Below are 24,346 nucleotides of genomic sequence, written 5' to 3' on the forward strand. Positions count from 1 at the left end.
GCCCGTGCTCGCCCTGCTGCACACCTCGCCCGTGCACGTGCCCGTCTTCGACGCGCTGCGCGACGAGGCGCATCCCGGACTGGAGCTGCGGCATCTCGTCGCCGAGGACCTGTTGGAGCGCGCCCGCGCCGACGGCCCCGCGGCGGTCGCCGGCGACGTACGGGCGAGGGTGCGTGAGGCCGTCGGCCGTGGTGCCCGGGCCGTCCTGTGCACCTGCTCGACCATCGGCGGGGTCGCGGAGGCGGCTGCCGCCGGGGCCGGTGTTCCGGTGCTGCGCGTCGACCGGCCGATGGCGGCCGCGGCCGTGGCCGCCGGATCGCGCGTCGTCGTCCTCGCCGCCCTGGAGAGCACGCTCGGGCCGACGGTGGCGCTGGTCGAGGAGGAGGCCGCTCGCGCCGGACGGCCCGTCGAGGTGCGGACCGTGCTGGTCGAGGGCGCGTGGGCACGCTTCGAGGCGGGCGACCCGGCGGGCTGCGCACGTCGGGTCGCGGACGCCGCCGACGCGGTCGCCGATGCCGACGTGATCGTCCTCGCCCAGGCCTCCATGGCGCCGGCCGAGCGGCTCACCACGACCCGGGTGCCCGTGCTGTCCAGCCCCCGTCCGGGACTCGCCGCGGCGGCCCGGCTGCACTGAGGGCGCGGCCTCGGCGAGGCCGCGCCCGCCCCGGGAGCGCTCCTGCCCGGAATCCGACGTCTTCTCCGTGCGCGTCAGGTAAACGCGTGAGCCGGAAGTGGGCCGTCACATGCAACTCTCGTGTTGCATGCACTGTCGAGGTGTGCAACCGTTGAGTTGCACGTCAATTGGCGACGGAGGTACCCGTGAACGACGCCGTCCGCACCGAAGCGGAGTTGGCCGAGCTCGACCGGATCGCCCGGCGGATCGACATCGACGCACCCGCCGAGCGGGTGTGGGAGCTGGTCGTACGGCCCGGCTGGTACATCAACGACGGCGAGGTCGAGGCCGAGCCGGACCTGCGCCGCGAGGGCGAGGTGACCGTGGTGCGCCATCCGTCACTGGGTGAGTTCCGGTTCCGGACGGTGGAGTTGGACAAGCCGCGCTACGCGGCGTTCCGCTGGATCGGCACCCCGCACCGGGACGACTCGGCGCCCTCGACCCTGGTCGAGTTCTGGATCGACGAGCGGGACGGCGGCGGGGTGACCCTGCGCGTGGTGGAGAGCGGGTTCTCCGGCCTCGCCGACGACCCGGCGGAGTGGCTGAAGGAACGCGAGGGCAACGACAAGGGCTGGGTCACCGAGCTGGCGGCCGCGAAGACGTTCGTCGAGAAGAACGCGTCGGCCCCGGCGAGGCACCTGTGACCGCTTCCGCTCTTCCCGCCGTGTGCGCCGCGCTCGGCGACGCGACGCGCTGGGAGATACTCACCCGGCTCGGTGAGGGCCCCATGTCGGCGTCCGCGCTGGCCAGGGTCCTGCCGGTGAGCCGGCAGGCGATCGGCAAGCACCTGGAGGTGCTGCGCGAGGTCGGACTGGTCGAGTCGGAGCAGCGCGGGCGTGAGGTCGTCCACCTCGCCGTCGGCGCCCGGCTCGGTGCGCTGGCCCGAGAACTCGACCGGATCGGCCGCTCCTGGGAGACGCGTCTGCTGCGGATCAAGGAGCTGGCGGAGCGCCCCGAACCCGACACGGCCGGCTGACGGACAGCGGATCACGACGACGGACAGCGGTTCGCGACGACGGACAGCGACTTATGACGACGTACAGCGACTGGCGACTTACGAGGACGTACAACGACTCACGACGACGGGACAAGACCGTGACCGACCACGACAGCAGGCCCGCGGACCGCGCTCCGGCGCTGCCGCCGACGGCCGACCGTGCCACCTTCCAGGCCGAACTGGACCGTCTGCGGGCCCGGGAGAAGGCGCACACCCGGGAAGGCGACGCGATCGCCGCCGCCCGGCGGCGTCTGCCCATGGTCGAGGTGGCCGCCGACCTCGAACTGACCGGGCCCGACGGGCCCACCACCCTGCTCGAAGCCTTCGAAGGGCGCCGGCAGCTCATCGCCTACTACTTCATGTGGCACCACGGCCACGACGCGGCCGGGCAGTGCGAGGGCTGCACCTGGGTCACCACCCAGGTCCAGGGAGCTGTCGTACCTGCACTCGCGCGACATCACCTACGCGGTCCTCTGCCAGGGCCCGTACGAGGAGAGCCGCCGCTACCGCGACTTCATGGGCTGGGAGGTGCCGTGGTACTCGGCGGTGCCGTCGCAGGACGAGCTGCTGACCGGGCGCCACGTCGGCACGATGCACCTCGTGTGCTACCTGCGCGACGGCGACCGCGTGTTCGAGACGTACTGGACGACCCTGCGCGGCGTGGAGGCGATGGACTACAGCTACGCGCTCATGGACCTCACCGTGTACGGACGTCAGGAGCTGTGGGAGGACTCGCCCCCCGGCTGGCCCACCGTCCGGGGCACGCCCGTCGGTCATGTCCGGCTGCGGAGCGACGGACGCCCCATTCCCCAGTGGTCGCGCCTCGCGGCCGGCCGCTCCGACACGCTCACCCCGGGCCCCTGACCCTCCGGCCGGGCCGGCAGGGGCGGCAATCGGCCCCGCGCCGTCACGCGGGCGGGTGACTGGAGAGACGGCCGTCGGGTAGGCGGGGGAGTAGTCCAGAGCCGACGCCGAGCAACAGGCCGGAGGACACGCGCCATGACGAACCCTTATCCGGACCCCGTACCCCCGGGCCCCACGCCGGGACCCACCCCCGGCCCGGACCCCACCCCGCAGCCCCCGCCTCCGGGCCCGGGACCGGAGCCGACCCCGCCGCCCCCGGGGCCCGGTCCGGAGCCGACCCCGCAGCCCCCGGGCCCGGGGCCGCAGCCGCCCCCGCCGCATCCCGGGCCGCCGGAGCCGTCCCCGTCGCCGATCCCGCCGGGCCCCGAGCCGGTGCCGAACCCGGAACCCGGCCCACCGCTGAGCTGACCCGAACGGGAGAGGAAGCAGGGCGGTGGGCGGCCGCCCACCGCCCTGTCACCGGGCGCTAGGCCGAGACCTCCGACCGGTCCCCGCCCCACAGCGTGTGGAACGAGCCGTCGCGGTCCGTGCGCCGGTAGGTGTGCGCGCCGAAGTAGTCCCGCTGGCCCTGGGTGAGCGCGGCCGGCAGGCGCTCCGCGCGCAGGGCGTCGTAGTAGGCGAGGGCCGCGGCGAAGCCGGGGGTCGGCACGCCCTGGCGGGTCGCCGCGATCAGCACCTCGCGCCAGTCGTCCTGGGCGTCGGCGATCTCCTGTGCGAACGTCTCGTCCGACAGCAGGCTCGGCAGGTCGGCGCGGGCGTCGTAGGCGGCGCGGATGCGGTCCAGGAAGGCCGCGCGGATGATGCAGCCGCCGCGCCAGATCGCGGAGACCGCCCCGAGGTCGATGTCCCAGCCGTACTCCTCGCTGCCGGCCGCGACCTCGTGGAAGCCCTGGGTGTACGACACGATCTTCGACGCGTACAGCGCCTGCTCCACCCGGTCGGCGAACGCCCCCGCCTCCGCCTCGCCCAGCGGTGCGGCCTTCGGACCGGCCAGGGAGCGCGAGGCCTCGCGCAGCGCCGCGTGACCCGACAGGGAGCGCGCGAAGACGGCCTCGGCGATGCCGGACACCGGCACGCCCAGGTCGAGCGCGATCTGCACGGTCCAGCGGCCCGTGCCCTTCTGCTCCGCCTGGTCCACCACCACGTCCACGAACGGCTCGCCCGTCGCCGCGTCCACGTGCGACAGCACCTCGGCCGTGATCTCGATCAGGTACGAGTCCAGCCGGCCGGTGTTCCAGGTGCGGAAGATCTCCGCGATCTGCGCGGGGGAGTAACCGGCGACGTCGCGCAGCAGCTGGTACGCCTCACCGATCAGCTGCATGTCGGCGTACTCGATGCCGTTGTGCACCATCTTCACGAAGTGTCCGGCGCCGTCCGGGCCGACGTGCGTGACACAGGGGGAGCCGTCCTTCGCCTTCGCGGAGATCTTCTCCAGCATCGGGCCCAGGGAGTCGTACGACTCCTTCGGGCCGCCCGGCATGATGCTCGGCCCGTGCAGCGCGCCCTCCTCACCGCCGGAGACGCCCATGCCGACGAAGTGGATGCCCTGTTCGCGCAGCGCCTTCTCCCGGCGGCGGGTGTCCGCGAAGTGCGCGTTGCCACCGTCGATGATCATGTCGCCGGGTTCCAGCAGCGGGGCGAACTCCTCGATCACCGCGTCCGTGGGCTCGCCGGCCTTCACCATGACGACCAGCCGCCGCGGTCGCTCCAGCGCCGCCACGAACTCCTTGGCCGTCTCGGCCGCCACGAAGCCGCCCTCGTGTCCGAACTCCTCCACCAGCGCGTGCGTGCGTGCCGCCGTCCGGTTGTGCACCGCGACCGTGTAGCCGTTGCGGGCGAAGTTGCGTGCGAGGTTGCGGCCCATGACCGCGAGTCCCGTGACGCCGATCTGCGCTGAACTGCTCATTGGGGTGGCTCCTAGTGACCTTGGTATCGGTACTGCCGAGTCTCGGTGCTGCCGGCCGGTGCCCGCCAGTCCTGCCGTCGACCATCCTGACGCGCCGTGCGCGCGTGTGCACGCGCGGGTCGACACGACACCGCTCAGGCACATACGCGCGGATGCCCCTCGGCGCTCAGCGGGCGCACGCACGCGCGTGCCCCCGCGGACCGGCACACCCGCCCGCGCACGCCCCTCACGGGGTGCCGAGGGGGGCGCAACGGGCGAAGAATCCCGGCCACTTGGCGCATCCGTGCGGCCGATAGCCGTCTTGTCACGGCTGGTTCGCACCGCTTACTTTTGCCCCTCCTGACGCATTGTCGAGGGGGATTTCCATGGCCGTGCGCGGCCGGCATCGCCGGTATCAGCCGAACAGGATCAACCGGGCCTCGCTCACCGTCACCGCGGGCGGGGCCGGAATGGCGCTCCCGCTGCTGGGCACCGGCGCCGCCCAGGCGGCCGACGTGGAGACCTGGGAGAAGGTCGCCGCCTGCGAGTCCACCGACGACTGGAACACCAACACCGGCAACGGGTACTACGGCGGGCTCCAGTTCACCCAGTCGACCTGGGAGGCGTACGGCGGTACCCGGTACGCGCCGCGCGCGGACCTGGCCACCAAGGACCAGCAGATCGCCGTCGCCGAGAAGGTCCTCGACGGACAGGGGCCCGGCGCCTGGCCGTCGTGCTCGGTACGGGCCGGACTGACCCGGGGCGGCGGCACCCCCGACATCCGGCCGGCCGCCGACAGTCCCGGTGGAAAAGACGGGAGGACCGCGGGCAAGGACAGCGGCGACAAGGCCGGCCGGTCCTCCGTCGAGGACGTCAAACCGCACACCACGCCCCAGTCCCGCGCGGGCCGCGCCGAGATGTACACCGTCGTCCGCGGCGACACCCTCTCCGGCATCGCGTCGGACGAACGGGTCGGCGGCGGCTGGCGGAAGCTGTACGACGCCAACCGCTCCACCATCGGCGGCGATCCCGACCTGATCATGCCGGGCCAGCGGCTAGCCCTGCCCGACGGGACGACGAGGACGGCCGGGGAACCGGCGAAGTCGGCCGGGAAGAAGGCCGGGGAAGCCGAGAAGACCGAGAAGAAGACCGACAGGAAGACCGACAGGAAGTCCGAGAAGAAGGTCCCCTCCCAGCGCACCGGGGACCGTGCGGACCGTGCCACCAAGACCACCGGTGACCTGGTCGCCCCGGTCGGCGCCGCGCTCGGCACGCCGTACCACAAGGCCGGCTCCGCCTGGTCGAAGGGCTACCACACGGGCGTCGACTTCCCCGTCCCCACCGGCACGTCCGTGAAGTCGGTCGGGGCCGGCACCGTCGTCAGCGCGGGCTGGGAGGGGTCGTTCGGCTACCAGGTGGTGGTCCGGCACACCGACGGCCGCTACAGCCAGTACGCGCACCTGTCGGCGATCTCCGTGAGGAGCGGGCAGTCCGTCGGCGCGGGCCAGCGCATCGGCCGTTCCGGTTCGACCGGAAACAGTTCGGGCCCGCATCTGCACTTCGAGGTGCGGACGGGGCCCGGCTTCGGATCGGACATCGACCCGGTCGCCTACCTGAGGGCGGGCGGCGTCAGGATCTGACCCGCGTCCGGTGCCGGTCCACCACCGCCACCGGTACGTACGGGCCGCCGTAGAAGGGCGCGTACGACACCAGCGGCACCGGGGCGCACTCCGCGTCGTCCGGCGCGCCGCCCGGTGCCGGCACGGGGGCCGGCACCCGTACGTCCTCGGGGAGTTCCAGCGCGGCCAGCAGCCGCTCGGCGGGGTCGGCGGCCGGCTGCTCGCCGGCCTCCGCGGGAACCGCCCCGGGCGCGGGCTCCGGCACGGGGGCTTCCGCCGCCCGCGCCTCCTGGTGCTCACGTGACAGCCGCTCCGTCGTGAGCAGGATCAGACCGCCCGCCGCCACCACGCCACAGCTCAGTGCGAGCGCCGTGCCCGTCGTGCCGTAGCGGAAGGTCTCGCCGAACATCGTGATGCCGACCACGGCCGCCACCACCGGGTTCACCACCGTCAGCGTGGCCAGCGGGGCCGCGAGGCCGGCGCCCCGGTAGGACGCCTGGGAGAGCAGCATGCCGACCGTGGCCAGGACGCCGATCACCGCCAGGGAGGGCAGGTCCGCGCCCGGGACCCCGCCGGTCCAGTCGACCGCGACGGTCTTGGTGAAGACGGAGGACATGCCGAACGCGACACCGGACGCGATGGCCAGCAGGATGCTGCGCACCGCGGGATGCCGGTGCACGGCGCGCGCCGCGGCCATCAGCGTCACGACCGCCGCGGCCGTCCCCAGCGCCGCCGCCACCCGCTGCGTGGTGTTCAGCGACTGCGCGTCGGACGCGCCGACCAGGGAGAGCAGCCCCGCGAGGCCCACCGTCGCCATGATGGCGCCGCGCCACGCGGTCGCCCCGGCCCTCCGGCCGACGAACAGCGCGGCCATGGGCAGCGCGAAGACGATGGTCAGCGCGCCCAGGGGCTGGACCAGGCTCAGCGGACCGTAGGCGAGCGCCACCACGTGGAGCAGTCCGCCGAGGCCGTTGAGCGCGACCGCCGCCCACCAGCCCGGCCGGCGCAGCGGTGCGTACTGCTGCGCGCCGGGCGAGGACACCGCGACCTGCTCCTGCACGATCGCCCCTCCGGCGTACGCCACGGCAGAGACGAACGACAACAGCACGGACAACGCGAGGGCGCTCATCGGCTGCTCCTCTGCGTGAGGCCGGGGCGGTGCACCCGGCGCGGCGAACGGTCGGCTTCCATAATCAACACGATGCCCTGTCGAAGTGTTCCCGTCGTCGTCCCTGAGCACTCAATGAGTCCTACTGCCGATGGAGTACGACGGCGGCCCCGTCATCCCCAGGGTGGGTGCCTTCAGAGGGAGCGTCCCCGGTCGCCCCCTGGGGGCCCGGTCCTCCCGCGCGCCGTGGACCCCGCCCCGCCGCCGTGCCGGGACCCGGCGGGCGCGCTCCCGACGACCTGCGGCGGACCGGAGCACGACCGCCCCCTCTTCCCCACGAGCCCCGTCCTGGGTGACCATGAAGGTCGACGTCCGCTCAGACAGGGGGTTCACGGGTGCGAGTGGGACTGCTGACGCGGGAATACCCCCCGGACGTGTACGGCGGCGCGGGAGTCCATGTGGAGTTCCTCGCCAGGGAACTGCGGCCCCTGGTGGACCTGGAGGTCCACTGCTGGGGCGAGGGCGGGACGGACGGTGTGCTGCGCCACCGCCCCTGGACCGCGCTCGACGGCGCCAACGACGCGCTGCGCACCTTCTCCGTGGACCTCGCCATGGCCGCCGCGCTCCATGGCCGCGAGCTCGTCCACTCCCACACCTGGTACGCCAACCTCGGCGGCCACCTCGCCAAGCTGCTGTACGGCATCCCGCACGTGATGACCGCCCACTCCCTGGAGCCCCTGCGCCCCTGGAAGGCCGAACAGCTCGGCGGCGGCTACGCCCTGTCGAGCTGGGCCGAGCGCACCGCCGTCGAGGCGGCCGACGGCGTGATCGCCGTCTCCGGCGCCATGCGCGAGGACATCCTCGCCGCCTACCCGGCCCTCGACCCCGCCCGGGTGCACGTCGTGCACAACGGCATCGACACGGACCTGTACCGCCCCGACCCCGGTACCGACGCCCTGGACCGGATCGGCCTCGACCGCTCCCGCCCGTACGTGCTGTTCGTCGGCCGGATCACCCGGCAGAAGGGCGTGCCCCAGCTGCTGCGGGCGGTGCGCGGCATCGACCCGGCCGCGCAGGTCGTGCTGTGCGCCGGAGCACCGGACACCCCCGAGATCGACCGGGAGTTCCGTGAGCTGTACGAGGAGCTGAGCCGGGTCCGCGAGGGCGTGCACTGGATCCCGCGGATGCTGCCGCGGCCCGAGGTGATCCAGCTGCTGACGCACGCCGCCGTGTTCGTCTGCCCCTCGGTGTACGAGCCGCTCGGCATCGTCAACCTGGAGGCCATGGCGTGCGGCACGGCGGTGGTCGCCTCCCGGGTCGGGGGGATCCCCGAGGTCGTGGCGGACGGCTCGACGGGGGTACTCGTGGAGGCGGACGACGACTTCGAGGCGGGCCTCGCGCGGGCGCTCGACTCGGTGCTCGGCGACCCGGCCACGGCCCGGCGGATGGGCGTGGCGGGGCGGGAGCGGGCCGTCACCGAGTTCGGCTGGGACGCGGTGGCCCGCCGTACGGCCGGGCTCTACGAGGAGATCCTCGAACAGGCTTAGTCCGGCCCCCCGGGGGCAGTCTTGGGGAAATTCGGCGTGAGGGGAGCGGCCATGCGGCGTGGTGGTCCTTCGGTCCTGGGAATCGTGCTGGCGGGTGGCGAGGGCAAACGCCTGATGCCCCTCACGGCGGACCGCGCCAAGCCGGCGGTCACCTTCGGCGGCACGTACCGCCTGGTCGACTTCGTGCTGTCCAACCTGGTCAACGGCGACATCCTGCGCATCTGCGTGCTGACGCAGTACAAGTCGCACTCGCTGGACCGGCACATCACCACCACCTGGCGGATGTCCAGCCTGCTCGGCAACTACATCACCCCGGTCCCCGCCCAGCAGCGCCTCGGCCCGCGCTGGTACCTGGGCAGCGCCGACGCGATCCTGCAGTCGCTGAACCTGGTCTACGACGAACGGCCCGAGTACGTGGCGGTGTTCGGCGCCGACCACGTGTACCGCATGGACCCGCGCCAGATGCTCGCCCAGCACATCGAGAGCGGGGCCGGGGTCACGGTGGCGGGGATCCGGGTGCCGCGCTCGGAGTCCTCCGCCTTCGGCGTGATCACGCCGGGCCCGGACGGGCGGTCCGTGGACCGCTTCCTGGAGAAGCCGGCCGACCCGCCCGGACTCGCGGACGACCCCGAGTGCGTGTTCGCGTCCATGGGCAACTACATCTTCACCACCAAGGCGCTCATCGAGGCCCTCCACCGGGACGCCGAGGACGAGAACTCGGTGCACGACATGGGCGGTTCGATCCTGCCCCAGCTCACCGAGCGGGGCGAGGCCGCGCTGTACGACTTCAGCTCCAACCACGTGCCCGGCGAGACCAGCCGCGACCAGGGCTACTGGCGGGACGTCGGCACGCTGGACGCGTACTACGAGGCGCACATGGACCTGATCGCCGAGCGCCCCGCGTTCAACCTCTACAACCGGCAGTGGCCCGTCTACACCCACTCCGGCCAGCTCTCGCCGGCCCGCTTCAACGCGGGCGGCATGGCGAGCGAGTCGATCATCAGCGCCGGCTGTCTGATCCGGGGCCAGGTCACCCGGTCCGTGCTGTCGCCGGGCGTGGTCGTCGATCCGGGGGCCGTGGTGCAGGGCTCGGTGCTCCACGACAACGTGCACATCGGGCGGGGCGCGGTGGTGCGCGGCGCCGTGCTCGACAAGAACGTGGAGGTGCCGCCGGGCGCGACGATCGGCGTCAACCCCGAGCGGGACACCGAGCTGTACACGGTGTCCAAGGGCGGGGTGATCGCGCTCGGCAAGGGACAGATCGTGCCGTAGGCGCCGGTGCACGGGCCCCGGCCGGCCGTGACCACCGGGGTCTTTGTCATGTCCCTGGACGGATGACGGAATCCGTGTTGTCATGCCAGTCGCTGTTCTTTGACAACGTTGTACGGGTGAGTGCGGCGCACAGAACAGCACACGCACAGCACCAGATCCACGTACTGAGCAGCGAGCCGTCACCTTCCTCACCGACGGAGGATCCGTGCGCATCAGACGACTCAGGGACCGATTCACGCTTCTGCTGGCCGCCGCGCTGGGCGTCACCGGACTCACCGCGACCGGCCCCGCCGCGACCGCGGCGGAGGACGACCCGGTGGAGATCCACGGGCTGAGGGGCGAGTACTACACCGCCTCCGCCCCCGGCGCCTTCGACTTCCACGAACTCGAGGCCACCGCCTTCGACCCCGACCTCGACTTCGACAACCTGGAGCCGCGCCTGAACTTCACCACCGGCCGGTCGGACGACGTCAGCGTCCGCTGGACAGGGAAGATCGTGCCGGAGAGGACCGGCGCCCACACCTTCTCGGTCAGCGCCGACAACGGCTTCCGCCTGTGGATCGACGGCGAGATCGCCATCGACCACTGGGTCGACGACTGGGACCGCGAACAGACCGCCGAGCCGGTCGAGCTGACCGCCGGACGGGCCCACGACATCAAGGTCGAGTACTTCGAGCACTACGGAGGCTCCAACTTCCACCTGCGCTGGACCGAGCCCGGCGGCGGCAAGGAGCCCGTACCGCAGTCGGCGTTCCGGCTGCCGGACGGCTTCCCCTACGACGGCGCCCTCGCCGCCACCGTCCTCGCCTCCGGCCGCACGCTGAAGCTGGACTTCCCCCAGCCGCTCGCAGCACCCCCGGCCGGATTCACCGACCACGTCGACGCGGTGATCGGCGGCGCCCACTGGCCCCTGGAGTCGGCGGAACCCGACCCGGCCGACCCGAAGGCGCTGCTGGTCACGCTCGCCGAGCCCGTCGTCGGCAACAGCACCGGCACGGCCCGCGGCGGCGCCGACATCCGCTATGACGGCGAGGGCGGCCTGACCGCCGCCGACGGCGACCCCGTGGACGCGTTCCTGAGCAGCGGCCCCAACCGCTCCACCTACGAGCTGAGCACCGAGTGGACGGACGAGGTGGGCCCCGGCAACGCCCTTCCCGAGTACCCGCGCCCCCAGCTCACCCGTGACGAGTGGCGCAACCTCAACGGCCGCTGGCAGTTCGCCGCCGCCGAGGAGGGGGAGCGGCCGCCCGTCGGCAGGACGCTGGAGGAACGCGTCCTCGTCCCCTACCCGGTGGAGTCCCGGCTCTCCGGCGTCCAGCGGCACGAGGACCGCATGTGGTACCGCCGCACCTTCACCGTGCCCCGCGACTGGCACATCGGCTCCGCCAAGCGCCTCAGGCTCAACTTCGGCGCCGTCGACTGGCGCTCCGAGGTGTACGTCAACGGCACCAGGGTCGCCGAGCACGAGGGCGGCTACGACAAGTTCGCCGCCGACGTCACCGACGCGCTGAAGCCCGGCCGCACCCAGGAGCTGATCGTCGGCGTGTACGACCCGACCGACGCCGCGGACGGGGAGAATCCGCCGCTCGGCAAGCAGCGCCTGGACCCCAGCGGCATCTGGTACACGCCCAGCTCGGGCATCTGGCAGACCGTCTGGATGGAGCCCGTCGCCCGCGACCACGTCGACTCCCTCCGGCTGATCCCGGACGTGCCCGGCGAGCGGCTCACCGTGGAGGCGAAGGGCGTCCGGGACGGCGTACCGGTCAGGGCGACCGCGTACGAGGGACGGCGCAAGGTCGCCACGGCGACCGGCCGCACCGGTGGGCCGCTCACCCTGGAGATCCACGACCCGCGCCTGTGGTCGCCCGACGACCCGTTCCTGTACCGCCTGGAGGTGACCGTCGGCGCCGACCGCGTCGGCAGCTACTTCGGGATGCGCTCCATCGCCGTCGAGCAGGTCGACGGCGTGCCGCGCACGGTCCTCAACGGTGAGCCCGTCTTCCTGATGGCCACCCTCGACCAGGGCTTCTGGCCGGACGGCCTGCACACCGCGCCTACCGACGAGGCCCTCGCCCACGACCTGGAGGCGCACAAGCGGCTCGGCTTCAACTCCGTGCGCAAGCACATCAAGGTCGAACCGGACCGCTGGTTCCACTGGGCCGACCGGCTCGGACTGCTGGTCTGGCAGGACATGCCCGCCATGACGGCCGGGAGGAACCCGGACGCCGGGGCCCGCGCCCGTTACGAGCGCGAGATGAAGCAGATGATCGACGAGCACATCAGCAGCCCGTCGATCGTCATGTGGGTCACCTTCAACGAGGGCTGGGGCCAGTACGACATCGGCCGGATCGCCGAACAGGCCAAGGCATGGGACCCCAGCCGGCTGGTCAACAACCAGTCCGGGCTCAACCTGGGGGCCGACGGGAACGCCGGCGACATCATGGACGAGCACGGATACCCCAGCCCGGCGCTCCCGCCCCGCCCGGACGGCAGGCGTGCCCTGGTCAGCGGCGAGTACGGCGGCCTCGGTCTCGCCGTGCCCGGACACGCCTGGTCCGTGCAGCAGTCGTACGTCGACGTCGACCCGGCGACCTACACCGACGACTACCTCGCCAAGCTCGACGAGGTGCGCGCGCTGGTGTGCCGGGGCGGCAACGGCGCCGTGTACACCCAGATCACGGACGTCGAGGGCGAGCTCAACGGTCTGCTCACCTACGACCGGCGGGTGATGAAGCCGGACGCGGCCCGGGTGAAGGCCGCCCACGAGGCCCTCGTCCGGGACGCCTCCCGGGCACGGCCCGCGGGCTGCCCGGCGGCGGGCGCCGCGCGATGAACCGTTCCTCCGGCGGGCCGCGCCCGTCCGGGTGACGTCCGTGAGCCGTGAGGCCGTGATCACGCGGCAGTGGCCCCGTCCGTGACGTCCGTCCCGCCCCTTCCGCCGCACCGGTGGGAGGGGCGGAGACGTCACATGCTGTTAACTATGTGTAGCCAGATCGTACTTGACCGTAATCGGCCGGGAGCGATTGACTGCTGATCCGTTCCCGTCGTCGACGCGAGGCCCCGCCCATGACCGCAGACCCGCTCGCCCCTCTCGACCTGGCGTTCTGGAACATCGAGTCCGCCGGTCACCCCATGCACCTCGCGGCGCTCGGCGTCTTCTCCGCCCGCTCGCCCTCCGCGGCGGCCCACGCCGCCGATCTGCTGGCGTCCCGGGCCGCCGCCGTGCCGGGGCTGCGCATGCGCATCCGCGACACCTGGCAGCCGCTCGCCCTGCGGCAGCCACTGTCGGCGCTGCGCCGCACCTGGCCGGCGCCCGGCGAGCCCCTGACCGCCGCACTGCGGCAGCCGCTCGCCTCCGCCCTGCGCCGGTCCCTCGCCTTCGGCGGCGCCACCCGCGAACCCGACCCCGGCTTCGACCCCCTCGACCACGTCCGGCTGCACCCCTCGGCCGCCGACTTCCACACCGCGGCCGGCCGGCTCATGGGACGCCCGCTGCAACGCACCCGGCCGCCCTGGGAGGCCCATGTGCTGCCGGGGGAGGACGGCACCTCCTTCGCCGTCCTGTTCAAGTTCCACCACGCGCTCGCCGACGGACTGCGCGCCCTCACCCTCGCCGCCGCGCTGATGGACCCGACGGACCTCCCCGCACCCCGGCCCCGCCCCGCCGAGCCGCCGCGCGGACTCCTCCCGGACGTGCGCGAGATGCCCGGTCTCGTCCGGGACGCCCTCGCCGACGCGGGCCGGGCCCTGGACATCGGCGCCGCCGTCGCCCGCTCCACCCTGGACATGCGCTCCTCGCCCGCGCTGGCCTGCGCGCCCAGCGGCACCCGCCGTACCGCCGGCGCGGTCGTCGACCTCGACGACGTGCACCGGATCCGCAAGAGCGCCGGCGGCACCGTCAACGACGTACTGATCGCGGTCGTCGCCGGCGCCCTGCGCCGCTGGCTCGACGAGCGCGGCGACGGCAGCGAGGGCGTCGCCCCCCGCGCCCTCATCCCCGTCTCCCGGCGCCGGCCGCGCACCGCCCACCCGCAGGGCAACCGGCTCTCCGGGTACCTGATGAGGCTCCCCGTCGACCAGCGGGACCCGCTCGCCCGCCTCGCCCGGGTGCGCACCGCCATGGACCGCAACAAGGACGCGGGGCCGCACCGGGGCGCGGGCGCCGTCGCCCTGCTCGCCGAGCACGTGCCGCCGCTCGGCCACCGGCTCGGCGGACCGCTGCTCGGCCAGGCGGCCCGGCTCTGGTTCGACGTCCTGGTCACCAGCGTGCCGCTGCCCGGCTTCGGCCTGAGGCTCGGCGGCGACCCGCTCGGCGCCGTCTTCCCGCTCGCGCCACTGGCCCCCGGCCACTCCCTCGCGGTCGCGGTCTCCACCTACCGCGGACGCGTCCACTACGGCCTGGTCGCCGACGGTGCGGCCGTCCCGGACCTCGACCGGCTGGCCCGCGCGCTGAGCGAGGAGGTGACGACGCTGACCGCCGTCTGCGACCGCTGAGGGACGCGGTTTGGTGCTGCGGCCCGCCGCTGAAGTAAAATCCCGCGTTCGACAGCGGACGCGAACGGAGCGCCGCGAGAAGCAGAGCGGGAACGGCAGCGGCGATGACGGTGACACAGGACGGCCCCGGGGCCACGGACGCGGTGGCACACGGGCCCGGCATCGACCCGGAGCGGCTGGCCGTCTGCCTCGGCGTGCTCGAGGAACTCGACAAGCTCGACGTCGACCACCCGGACGCGATACTGGTCCGCCGGGCCACCTCGCACATCTACCGCACGGTCAAGCAGCGCCGCCGCCAGGAGCGCCGGGCCGCCAAGACCGCCCACGACAAGGCCGTCACCGAGGCCACCGCCACCGGCTCCGCCGAGCGCATCGACGACGAGACCGAAGGCATCCTGCCGTCCTCCCGCGTCGAGCCCGGCAGGATCGCGGGAATACTCCAGCGCCCGCGCTCCTGCTACACCTGCAAGACCCGCTACGTCGAGGTCGACTACTTCTACCACCAGCTCTGCCCGAAGTGCGCCGCCGAGAACCGGGCCCGGCGGGACGCCCGCACCGACCTCACCGGCAGGCGGGCGCTGCTCACCGGCGGGCGCGCCAAGATCGGCATGTACATCGCGCTGCGGCTGCTGCGCGACGGCGCCCACACCACGATCACCACGCGCTTCCCCAAGGACGCCATCCGCCGCTTCAAGGCCATGGACGACTCCGCGGACTGGATGCACCGCCTGGAGGTCGTCGGCATCGACCTGCGCGACCCCGCCCAGGCCGTCGCGCTGGCCGACCGGGTCGCCGAGCAGGGCCCGCTCGACATCCTGATCAACAACGCCACCCAGACCGTGCGCCGTCTGCCGTCCGCCTACGCCGCGCTCGTCGAGGGTGAGGACGCCCCGCTGCCGGCCGGTGAGCTGCCCGCCCACCACGTCATCGGCGCCTTCAACTCCGGCGCGGTCGACGGACTGGCCGCGCTGCCCGTCGGCGTCAGCGGACTCGACGCGCAGAAGGTGGCCGACCTCGCGCTGGTCGCGGGCAACGCCAGCGTGGTCCGGCACCGGGACGGCACCGCCATCGACGCGGGCGGCCTGCTCCCCGACGTCGTCGACTCCAACACCTGGGTCCAGACCATCGAGCAGATCTCCCCGGTGGAGCTGCTGGAGACCCAGCTGTGCAACTACACGGCGCCCTTCATCCTCATCAGCAAGCTGCGTCCGGCGATGGCCGAGGCCGCCCGCCGGGCGTCCACCGGGCGTGCGTACGTCGTCAACGTCTCCGCCATGGAAGGCGTGTTCGACCGCGGTTACAAGGGCGCCGGCCACCCCAACACCAACGCCGCCAAGGCGGCCATGAACATGGTGACGCGGACCAGCGCGCAGGAGATGTTCGACGCCGACCGCATCCTGATGACCTCGGTCGACACCGGCTGGATCACCGACGAGCGGCCCCACTTCGACAAGCTGCGCCTCGCCGACGCCGGTTTCCACGCCCCGCTCGACCTGGTCGACGGCGCGGCCCGCGTCTACGACCCGATCGTGCGCGGCGAGGCGGGCGAGGACCTGTACGGCGTCTTCATGAAGGACTACGCGCCCGGCCGGTGGTGAGGGCGGGGGCCCGGGGGCCTCAGTCGACCATGCCCAACCGGGAACCGCGCGCCGCCAGCAGCTCCAGCACGGTGCGCCAGTCCTCCAGCACACCGGCGTCGAAGCAGGCGGTGCGGGCCTCCTCGTCCGCCGCGCGCAGGGTGAGGAGGTCGTCGTCGGCCGGGAGGCCGTACCGGGCGTGCCGGCGGACCAGGCCGGCCACCCGCTCGCCGAGCAGCGCCCGCACCGCGTCCGCCGTACGGTCGGCGGCCGCCGGTTCACCCGGCCACAGCAGCTGGCCGACGGGCCGCACCAGGCCCGCCACCTGGAGTTCCTTGTCCGCGGGCCGGCCGCGGCGCAGCAGTGCGGCGGTGCGCAGGGCGTGGTCGTGCGCGTCGACCGGGGTGCCGCCACCGCCCCGGACGTCCCGCGTGCCCCGGCACGCGTACAGCAGGTCCATCAGCTCCTCGACGGTGCGCAGCTCCATGCGCAGGTCCTCCCGGGAGTAGGCCGTTGCCGTGCGGCAGCAGACCATGACGAGCTTGCGCAGCGGCCAACGGGACCTGAACTGCGCCCCGACCACGCGGCCCGGTCGAAAGCGCGGACGCCCCTGTACTTCGAACGAGCGACTACAGCCGGTCCCGTTCATAGGGAAATGGGAGCATATTTCGACGATTGGGTACGGTCCGAAACGCGATTGTTACCGTGAGTTTTGAGCCCCATCGAGCGGGGGGGCGCTCATTTGGTTAGTCTGGTTCGGACGGACAGCAGTCAGGGTTCCACCCGCACCCACGGTCCGTCATGGGACCAGCCGGTTCACCCCGGCCTGCTCTCCCTCGAGTCGCCGGCGCCACCGCGTCCGAACGGTTTTCCACTCAGACCCGAGCGGACGCAGGCGCCAGGCACAGGGCCGACGCGGTACGTCCCGAGGGTGACCGACACATAAAGGAGTGCGCGGTGACGCCGGAGCAGACGAAAAGCGATCAGCGCCCCAAGGAACGCACGGAGCGCGCCGCCCGCCGGCCGGGGGAGCTCGGCATCCTCGACGTGTGGGCCCGTTCGGCCCCGATCCGCCTCGCCGGCTACGAGGACGACCTCGCCGAACCCCACATCCTGCCCAGCGTCGACTGACGGCGCGTCCGGGCGGTTCGCGCTCCGCCGCTACGGCCGGACGTAGGGCCGCGTCATGATCTCCATGTTGTGGCCGTCCGGGTCGTCGAAGTAGGCGCCCCGTCCCCCGAAGAGGCCGTTGACCCGGCCGGGCTCGGTGTGGCTCGGGTCCGCGTAGTAGGTGACCCCGGCCGCCTCCAGGCGCGCGATCGCGGCATCGAACCGCTCCTCGGGCACCAGGAACGCGTAGTGCTGGCTCTGGACCGGTTCGTCCCGCTTCTCGTAGTAGTCGAGGGTGACGCCGTTGCCCAGGTCGACCGGCAGGAACGGGCCGAACGGGGCGCCGACCTCCAGTCCCAGTATCCCGGCGAGGAACTCGGCGGAGTGCCGGCGGTCACTGGCGTAGACGGCGGTGTGGTTCAACTGGACGTGCTGTGCTGCGGACATGGCTGGATTCGTCTCCGGTGTCGGTTTCCACGGGGGGAGGGGAACACGGAGAGAAGGGGCGGGCCACGGGCTTCTGCCCGGCCGCGCGCGAGCGGGGGCGCGCCCCGCACCGGCCTCACACCGAGGCCGGGAGCGCCTCGCATGAATGGCCCACGGCCGACCCGGCAGTCACCCGGCAGACCCTAGGCCCTCGCGGCCGGTCGCCGCAACACCGTTGCGGCCGGGGCGAGTTGTGCTTACCCGCCGTGGCGTGCGGTCGCCGGAGGACGTCCCGCGGCGCCGGGGCCGTGCCCGGGGACCGGGCCGGGCGGACCGTGGAGGCGGTCCTCGGCCCCGGCTCCGACGGGGACACGCCCGGCTTCCGGTACGAGGACCCGGTGCACCGGCCCGACGGCACCCCGTGAAGTGCCCCGGCCCGCGCGGCCGGTGGGTGCGGACCGTCCGCTCCTTCGGCGGCTCCCGGGTCGTCGGGGTGCCGACGCCGCGGCTGGAGCGGGCCCGGCCGGCTCAGCCCTCCAGTCGGGCGCGCAGCCACTCCTCCACCGCGCCCACGTGCGCGGCCGCCGCCGCCCGCGCCGCCTCCGGGTCGCGGGCGGCCAGGGCACGGTGGATCGCGGCGTGCTCGCGCCGGGTGCGGGCGAAGGCGCCCTCCTCCTGGTAGCCGCGCCAGACCCGGGCCCGGAAGGTGCGCGAGGACAGGCCCTCCAGGATCGCGGCCATCGTCCCGTTGCCGGCGGCCGCCGCGATCTCGCGGTGGAAGGCCAGGTCGTGGGCGAGGATCTCCTCCGGGTCGTCGGTGGCGTTCATCGCCGCCAGGTGCCTTCCGATCTCGGCCAGCCGGTCCGCGGTGATCCGCGCGGCGGCCAGCGCGGTCGCCGTCGACTCCAGGACGCGGCGCACCTCCAGCAGCTCGACCAGGCTCGGCCCCCGGGACAGATCGGCCACCACCCCGAACGTCTCCAGCAGGTCCCCGGCCTCCAGCCGGGTGACGTAGATGCCCGAGCCGTGCCGGGCCTCGACCACGCCCAGCACCGTGAGCGCGCGGATCGCCTCCCGCATCGAACTGCGGGAGATGCCCAGCCGGGCGGCGAGCTCCCGCTCGGTGGGCAGCCGCTCGCCGGGCTCCAGTTCGCCCTCGCGGATCATCGCCGTGATCCGCTCGATGGCGCGCTGCGTCACCGTGCCCTTCTGCGGGGCCGTCTCCTCCACGCCACTCCTCCACTCACCCGGTCCGCCGCAGTCTAACGACGGAAGTGGTCCGACCACCAAGGGTCGAAAAGCGCGAGATCTCCGTACGAGGGCTGTTGGAATCGCCAAGTGGTCTGATAAGTATGCGGCCGTACCCCGGACTGACGCCCTACCGCCCCCGTCGCCCACCGAAAGGTCCCCCGTGCCCCCGCGACCCGCCCGCATCACCGCCGTCGACACCTACGACGTCCGCTTCCCCACCTCGCGCGAACTCGACGGCTCCGACGCGATGAACCCCGACCCCGACTACTCGGCGGCCTACGTCGTCCTGCGCACGGACGCCGCCGACGGACACGAGGGGCACGGGTTCGCGTTCACCATCGGGCGGGGCAACGACGTCCAGGTCGCCGCGATCGAAGCGCTCCGCGGCCATCTCGTCGGACGGTCCGCCGACGAGCTCTGCGCCGACCCCTCCGTCCTGAACCGCGACCTGACCGGCGACAGCCAGCTGCGCTGGCTCGGACCCGAGAAGGGCGTGATGCACATGGCGATCGGGGCCGTCGTCAACGCCCTCTGGGACCTGGCCGCCAAACGCGCGGACAAACCGCTGTGGCGACTGCTCGCCGAGGCCGACCCCGCGTGGCTGGTCCGCCAGATCGACTTCCGTTACCTCACCGACGCCCTCACCCCCGAAGAGGCCCTCACCCTCCTGCGCCGCGGCCGGAAGGGCGCCGAGGAGCGCATCGCCCTGCTGCTGGAGCGCGGCTACCCCGCCTACACCACCTCGCCCGGCTGGCTCGGCTACGACGACGGGAAACTCACCCGGCTCGCCGCGCAGGCGGTCGCCGACGGCTTCCGCCAGATCAAGCTCAAGGTCGGCGCCGACCTCGACGACGACCTGAGGCGCTGCCGGGCCGCCCGCGCGGCCGTCGGGCCGGACGTGCGCATCGCGGTCGACGCCAACCAGCGCTGGGACGTGGACGAGGCGATCCGCTGGACCAAGGCCCTCGCGGAGTTCGACCCGTACTGGATCGAGGAGCCCACCAGCCCCGACGACATCCTCGGCCACGCGGCCGTCCGCCGCGCCGTCGCCCCGGTGAAGGTGGCCACCGGCGAGCACGCGCAGAACAGGATCGTCTTCAAGCAGTTCCTCCAGGCCGGCGCCCTCGACATCGTCCAGATCGACGCCGCCCGGGTCGGCGGGGTGCCCGAGAACCTCGCCGTCCTGCTGCTCGCCGCCAAGTACGGCGTCCCCGTGTGCCCGCACGCCGGCGGGGTCGGCCTGTGCGAACTCGTCCAGCACCTGTCGATGTTCGACTACGTGGCCCTCACCGGCACCACCGAGGACCGGGTCATCGAGTACGTCGACCATCTGCACGACCACTTCCTCGACCCGGTGGTGATCCGCGACGGCCACTACACGGCACCCCTCGCACCGGGGTTCTCCGCCGCCGTGCGACCGGAGTCCCTGGCGCGCTACACCTACCCCGACGGCACCTTCTGGGCAGCCGACCCGGACACGCAGAAGGACAAGGAGCGGACCGCATGAGCGACTTCGAGGGACTGACGGCCCTGGTGACCGGCGGCGCCTCGGGCATCGGCCGGGCCACGGCGGACCTCCTCGCGGAGCGCGGCGCCACCGTGGCCGTACTCGATCTCGACCCCTCGACGGTCGGCGGACCCCTCACCGGGCACCGCGCCGACGTCACCGACGACGCCTCGGTGCGTGCGGCGGTGGCCGCCGCCGTCGACGGCCTGGGCGGCCTCGACGTACTGGTCAACAACGCCGGCATCGGCGCCCGGGGCACGGTGGAGACCAACTCCGACGAGGAATGGCACCACGTCTTCGACGTCAACGTCCTCGGCATGGTCCGCACCGCCCGCGCCTGCCTGCCGCACCTGCGCGCCTCCGCGCACGCGGCGATCGTCAACACCTGCTCCATCGCCGCCACCGCGGGCCTGCCCCAGCGGGCCCTGTACAGCGCCACCAAGGGCGCCGTGCACGCCCTCACCCTCGCCATGGCCGCCGACCACGTCCGCGAGGGCATCCGCGTCAACTGCGTCAACCCGGGCACCGTCGACACCCCCTGGATCGGCCGGCTGCTGGACGCGGCCGACGACCCGGCCGCCGAACGCGCCGCCCTCGAGGCCCGCCAGCCCACCGGCCGCCTGGTCTCGGCCGCCGAGGTGGCCGGCGCCATCGCCTACCTGGCGAGCCCGCTGTCCGGCGCCACCACCGGCACGGCCCTCGCGGTCGACGGCGGCATGCAGGGACTGCGGCCGCGCCCGGAGAGCCGGTGAACCGGCAGCGGCTCGGCCGCAGCCGCGTCGAGGTCACCGCGCTGGCCCTCGGGACCTCCGGCATCGGCAACCTGTACACCGAGGTCGGCGAGGAGGAGGCGCACGAGGCGGTGCGGGCCGCCTGGCAGCGCGGCGTCCGTTACTTCGACACCGCCCCGCACTACGGCATCGGCCTGGCCGAACGCCGCCTCGGGGCCGCCCTGCGCGAGCACCCGCGCGACGCGTTCACCGTGTCCACGAAGGTGGGCCGCCGCCTCGAACCCTCCGGCGCCGGCGGCGACGACCTCGCCCACGGCTTCGCCGTCCCCGCCACCCACCGCCGGGTCTGGGACTTCAGCGCCGACGGCGTACGCCGCACCCTGGAGGCGAGCCTGGAACGCCTCGGCCTGGACCGCGTCGACGTCGTCTACCTCCACGATCCCGACGACCACGCCGAGCAGGCCTTCCGCGAGGGCTACCCGGCCCTGGAGAAGCTCCGCGCGGAGGGCGTCGTCGGGGCGATCGGCGCCGGCATGAACCAGACCGCGATGCTCACCCGCTTCGTCCGCGACACCGACGTCGACGTCGTCCTGTGCGCCGGCCGCCACACCCTGCTCGACCACAGTGCCCTGACCGACCTGCTGCCCGCCGCCCTGGAGCACGGCACCTCCGTCGTCGTCGGCGGCGCCTTCAACTCCGGCCTGCTCGCGGACCCGAGGCCGGGAGCGACGTACGACTACACCCGCGCGCCCGCCGAGCTGCTGGACCGCGCCCTGCGGCTGAAGGAGGCCGCCGAGCGGCACGGCAGCACCCTGCGCGCCGCCGCCCTGACCTACTGCGCCGCCCATCCGGCGGTCGCGAGCGTGCTGGTCGGCGCCCGCTCGGCGGCCGAGGTCCACGACTGCGCCGACCGGTTCACGGCCCCGGTGCCCGCCGCCCTCTGGCGGGAACTGCGTGCCGGCGGCCTGCTGCCGCCCGAGGGGGAGCCGGCGTGACCGTCGACGCGCACCACCACGTCTGGGACCTGTCCGTGCGCGACCAGGACTGGCTCACCGGTCCCGGACTGCGGCCGCTGCGGCGGAACTTCGGCCTGTCCGACCTCGCGCCCGAGGCGAGCGCGGCCGGTGTCGACCGTACCGTCCTGGTGCAGACCGTCACGGTCCCCGAGGAGACCCCCGAGCTGCTGGCGCTCGCCGAGGCCCACGAGCCGGTCGCCGGGGTCGTCGGCTGGACCGACCTCACCCGCCCCGACATCGCCGACGAGCTGGCCCGGCTGCGGGCGCTGCCCGGCGGACGGTACCTGAAGGGCGTCCGCCACCAGGTGCAGGGCGAACCCGACCCCGGGTGGCTGCTGCGCCCGGACGTACGGCGCGGACTCGCCGCCGTGGCCGACGCCGGCCTGGTCTACGACCTGGTGGTCCTGCCGCGTCAGCTGCCGGCCTGCGTGGCGGCGGCCGGGGCGCTGCCCCGGCTCACCTTCGTCCTGGACCACCTGGGCAAGCCGCCCGTCGCCTCGGGGGCGCTGGAACCCTGGGCGTCCGACGTCCGCGCCCTGGCCGCCCTGCCCAACACGGTGTGCAAGCTCTCCGGCCTGGTCACCGAGGCCGACCGGGCCTCCTGGACCGTCGACGACCTGCGCCCGTACGCCGACGTCGTGCTGGACGCCTTCGGCCCCGGCCGGCTGATGTTCGGCTCGGACTGGCCGGTGTGCACCCTCGCGGCGGCGTACGGCGACGTCCTCGCCACCGCGCGGGCGCTGACCGGCGGTCTCGACGCCGCCGGACGCCGTCAGCTCTTCGAGACCACCGCCACCCGCGTCTACGGCCTCTGAGCCGCCCCCGTCAGCCGGGTCGGCGGCAGGAACTCCCGCACGTACGTCCGCTCCCAGCACGCGCCCGTCTCCCGCAGCTCCCGCCACGTCGTGTAGCGGTAGCGGAAGAGGCGGGCGCGGATGTGCCGGGGCGGCGCGTCCGCGGGGAACGGGGAGCGGCGCAGCAGCCTCAGCGTGTCCCGGTCGCCCTCCAGCAGCCGCTCCACCAGCGCGCCGAACCACGGCCCGGCGTACGCGGGCGACAGCGCGGCGAACCACATCAGCCAGTCGAGCCGCAGATGGTACGGCGCGAACTGCCGCGGCCAGCGCCGCGGATCACCCGGCTTGCCCTTGAACTCGTACTCCCGCCAGTCGGAGTCCTTCCGGGGCACCTCGTCCGCCGTCCCCTCCACGACCACCTCGTACCGGATCCGGCTGACGCTGCCGAAGGCGCCGTAGGTGTTGACCAGGTGCAGCGGGTCGAAGGAGCGGTTCATCACCTGGCGGCGGGAGAGCATGTTGCGCACCGGCCGGTGACTCAGGCCGAGCAGCAGCGCGGACACCGCGAGGACGACCGCCACATACCACAGCGGCGCCCCGGACACCGCCGGCGGATCGGAGGGGAACGCGACCGCGGGCAGGGCCAGCACGATCGTGATCCAGTTCAGCCACGCGAAGTTGCCGGACAGCACCAGCCACAACTGGGTGACGATCATCAGCACGGCGGCGGCCGTGGCGACCGGCTGCGGGGCGAACAGCAGGAACGGCACGACGAGCTGGGTGACGTGGTTCGCGGCCACCTCGATCCGGTGCAGCGGCTTCGGCAGACGGTGGAAGAACCAGCTCAGCGGCCCCGGCATCGGCTGGGTCTCGTGATGGTGGTCCAGGCAGGTCAGCTTCCGCCAGCACGCGTCGCCGCGCATCTTGATCAGTCCCGCCCCGAACTCCACCCGGAACAGGATCCACCGCAGCAGGAACAGCACCACGACGGGCGGCGCCACCTCGTCGTTGCCGAGGAAGACGGCCAGGAACCCGACCTCGAGGAGCAACGACTCCCAGCCGAACGAGTACCAGGTCTGCCCCACGTTGACGATCGACAGGTACAGCGCCCACGGCACCAGCCACAGCAGCATCCCGCCCCACAGCGGAAGCAGCGAGTCCAGCCCCGCCAGCAGCGCCGCCGACACCGCGCACCCCGTCCAGGCGCACACCGCGAAGAACCGGTCCGAGTAGTGCCAGTGGAACAGGCTCGGCGACCGGCGCAGCGGCACCCGCTCCACGAAACGCGGCACCGGCAGCATGCCGCGCTCCCCGATCAGCGCACGGAACTGCAGCGCCGCCGTCAGGAACGCGACCAGATACAGCCCGGCCAGCGCCCGCTGGAAGACCAGCCGGCCCGTCCAGTACTCGGATGCGGTGAACCACTCCACGGCCGCGCGCTCCCTCCTGCCTCGTCCCGCCGGGACCTCTGTGAC

20 protein-coding genes and 1 pseudogene are annotated in these 24,346 nt (G+C 73.3%); 15 read left to right on the top strand and 6 right to left on the bottom strand.

Features of this window, described 5'->3' with window-relative positions; genetic code table 11:
• Positions 1 to 4 precede the first annotated feature (4 nt).
• From ACFY3N_RS32000 to ACFY3N_RS32015, 4 genes and pseudogenes are all read left to right on the top strand, one after another.
• Complete coding sequence (locus tag ACFY3N_RS32000; protein WP_390820380.1) at positions 5 to 634, top strand: aspartate/glutamate racemase family protein; 630 nt, start codon at positions 5 to 7, stop codon at positions 632 to 634.
• A 185-nt stretch (positions 635 to 819) separates the two neighbouring features.
• Positions 820 to 1,317, top strand: coding sequence for an SRPBCC domain-containing protein (locus ACFY3N_RS32005; protein WP_390820286.1), 498 nt, complete (start codon positions 820 to 822; stop codon positions 1,315 to 1,317).
• Complete coding sequence (locus ACFY3N_RS32010) at positions 1,314 to 1,649, top strand: ArsR/SmtB family transcription factor (protein WP_390820287.1); 336 nt, start codon at positions 1,314 to 1,316, stop codon at positions 1,647 to 1,649. The genes ACFY3N_RS32005 and ACFY3N_RS32010 overlap by 4 nt, the downstream gene beginning before the upstream one ends.
• 119 nt (positions 1,650 to 1,768) lie before the next feature.
• Positions 1,769 to 2,534, top strand: a pseudogene (locus ACFY3N_RS32015) (DUF899 family protein).
• A gap of 466 nt (positions 2,535 to 3,000) precedes the next feature.
• Here the strand turns inward: ACFY3N_RS32015 and gndA are convergent.
• A complete protein-coding gene (gene gndA / locus ACFY3N_RS32020) occupies positions 3,001 to 4,440 on the bottom strand; it encodes an NADP-dependent phosphogluconate dehydrogenase (RefSeq protein WP_390820288.1) in 1,440 nt (479 codons plus the stop codon).
• A 365-nt stretch (positions 4,441 to 4,805) separates the two neighbouring features.
• Here gndA and ACFY3N_RS32025 point away from each other — a divergent pair, with 365 nt between their 5' ends.
• Positions 4,806 to 6,059 carry a transglycosylase family protein gene (locus ACFY3N_RS32025; protein ID WP_390820289.1) on the top strand — a complete coding sequence of 418 codons (1,254 nt, stop codon included), beginning with the start codon at positions 4,806 to 4,808 and terminating at the stop codon, positions 6,057 to 6,059.
• Here ACFY3N_RS32025 and ACFY3N_RS32030 read toward each other — a convergent pair.
• On the bottom strand, positions 6,049 to 7,167 hold the full coding sequence (locus ACFY3N_RS32030) for a DMT family transporter (protein WP_390820290.1): 1,119 nt from the start codon (positions 7,165 to 7,167) through the stop codon (positions 6,049 to 6,051). The two genes, ACFY3N_RS32025 and ACFY3N_RS32030, sit on opposite strands and share 11 nt — an antisense overlap.
• Positions 7,168 to 7,541: 374 nt before the next feature.
• Here ACFY3N_RS32030 and glgA point away from each other — a divergent pair, with 374 nt between their 5' ends.
• The 5 genes from glgA (at position 7,542) to ACFY3N_RS32055 (ending at position 16,057) form a co-directional block, all read left to right on the top strand.
• Positions 7,542 to 8,693, top strand: coding sequence for a glycogen synthase (glgA, locus tag ACFY3N_RS32035; RefSeq protein ID WP_390820291.1), 1,152 nt, complete (start codon positions 7,542 to 7,544; stop codon positions 8,691 to 8,693).
• A gap of 51 nt (positions 8,694 to 8,744) precedes the next feature.
• Positions 8,745 to 9,965, top strand: coding sequence for a glucose-1-phosphate adenylyltransferase (gene glgC / locus ACFY3N_RS32040; RefSeq protein ID WP_390820292.1), 1,221 nt, complete (start codon positions 8,745 to 8,747; stop codon positions 9,963 to 9,965).
• A gap of 205 nt (positions 9,966 to 10,170) precedes the next feature.
• Entirely contained in the window at positions 10,171 to 12,798 is a 2,628-nt protein-coding gene (locus tag ACFY3N_RS32045) for a PA14 domain-containing protein (RefSeq protein ID WP_390820293.1), read from the top strand.
• A 233-nt stretch (positions 12,799 to 13,031) separates the two neighbouring features.
• Complete coding sequence (locus tag ACFY3N_RS32050; RefSeq protein WP_390820294.1) at positions 13,032 to 14,459, top strand: wax ester/triacylglycerol synthase family O-acyltransferase; 1,428 nt, start codon at positions 13,032 to 13,034, stop codon at positions 14,457 to 14,459.
• A 104-nt stretch (positions 14,460 to 14,563) separates the two neighbouring features.
• On the top strand, positions 14,564 to 16,057 hold the full coding sequence (locus ACFY3N_RS32055) for an SDR family NAD(P)-dependent oxidoreductase (RefSeq protein WP_390820295.1): 1,494 nt from the start codon (positions 14,564 to 14,566) through the stop codon (positions 16,055 to 16,057).
• Positions 16,058 to 16,076: 19 nt separating this feature from the next.
• Here the strand turns inward: ACFY3N_RS32055 and ACFY3N_RS32060 are convergent, their stop codons facing one another.
• Positions 16,077 to 16,523: a hypothetical protein gene (locus ACFY3N_RS32060; protein ID WP_390820381.1), complete on the bottom strand. Its 447-nt coding sequence runs from the start codon at positions 16,521 to 16,523 to the stop codon at positions 16,077 to 16,079.
• Positions 16,524 to 16,993: 470 nt separating this feature from the next.
• Here ACFY3N_RS32060 and ACFY3N_RS32065 point away from each other — a divergent pair, with 470 nt between their 5' ends.
• On the top strand, positions 16,994 to 17,167 hold the full coding sequence (locus ACFY3N_RS32065) for a hypothetical protein (protein WP_390820296.1): 174 nt from the start codon (positions 16,994 to 16,996) through the stop codon (positions 17,165 to 17,167).
• Between the two features lie 30 nt (positions 17,168 to 17,197).
• Here the strand turns inward: ACFY3N_RS32065 and ACFY3N_RS32070 are convergent, their stop codons facing one another.
• Together ACFY3N_RS32070 and ACFY3N_RS32075 are read right to left on the bottom strand one after the other, a co-directional pair.
• Positions 17,198 to 17,593, bottom strand: a complete 396-nt coding sequence (locus tag ACFY3N_RS32070) for a VOC family protein (protein ID WP_390820297.1) — start codon at positions 17,591 to 17,593, stop codon at positions 17,198 to 17,200.
• 507 nt (positions 17,594 to 18,100) lie between these two features.
• Positions 18,101 to 18,802 carry a FadR/GntR family transcriptional regulator gene (locus tag ACFY3N_RS32075; RefSeq protein WP_390820298.1) on the bottom strand — a complete coding sequence of 234 codons (702 nt, stop codon included), beginning with the start codon at positions 18,800 to 18,802 and terminating at the stop codon, positions 18,101 to 18,103.
• Positions 18,803 to 18,983: 181 nt separating this feature from the next.
• Between ACFY3N_RS32075 and ACFY3N_RS32080 the strand changes: the two genes are divergently transcribed.
• Genes ACFY3N_RS32080 through ACFY3N_RS32095 form a run of 4 tightly spaced genes read left to right on the top strand, consistent with a single transcriptional unit; the run spans position 18,984 to position 22,892 of the window.
• Positions 18,984 to 20,330, top strand: a complete 1,347-nt coding sequence (locus ACFY3N_RS32080) for an enolase C-terminal domain-like protein (RefSeq protein WP_390820299.1) — start codon at positions 18,984 to 18,986, stop codon at positions 20,328 to 20,330.
• On the top strand, positions 20,327 to 21,082 hold the full coding sequence (locus ACFY3N_RS32085; RefSeq protein WP_390820300.1) for an SDR family NAD(P)-dependent oxidoreductase: 756 nt from the start codon (positions 20,327 to 20,329) through the stop codon (positions 21,080 to 21,082). Before ACFY3N_RS32080 ends, ACFY3N_RS32085 begins: the two co-directional genes overlap by 4 nt.
• Entirely contained in the window at positions 21,079 to 22,056 is a 978-nt protein-coding gene (locus ACFY3N_RS32090; protein WP_390820301.1) for an aldo/keto reductase, read from the top strand. The genes ACFY3N_RS32085 and ACFY3N_RS32090 overlap by 4 nt, the downstream gene beginning before the upstream one ends.
• Complete coding sequence (locus ACFY3N_RS32095; RefSeq protein ID WP_390820302.1) at positions 22,053 to 22,892, top strand: amidohydrolase family protein; 840 nt, start codon at positions 22,053 to 22,055, stop codon at positions 22,890 to 22,892. Before ACFY3N_RS32090 ends, ACFY3N_RS32095 begins: the two co-directional genes overlap by 4 nt.
• On the opposite strand, the gene ACFY3N_RS32100 is transcribed toward ACFY3N_RS32095, so the two are convergent.
• Positions 22,880 to 24,301 (bottom strand): lipase maturation factor family protein, encoded by a 1,422-nt coding sequence (locus ACFY3N_RS32100; RefSeq protein WP_390820303.1) that lies wholly within the window; start codon positions 24,299 to 24,301, stop codon positions 22,880 to 22,882. The genes ACFY3N_RS32095 and ACFY3N_RS32100 overlap by 13 nt on opposite strands.
• Between the last annotated feature and the right edge of the window lie 45 nt (positions 24,302 to 24,346).

Origin of the sequence: Streptomyces sp. NPDC000348 (assembly GCF_042898795.1) — a bacterium.
Lineage (GTDB): Bacteria > Actinomycetota > Actinomycetes > Streptomycetales > Streptomycetaceae > Streptomyces.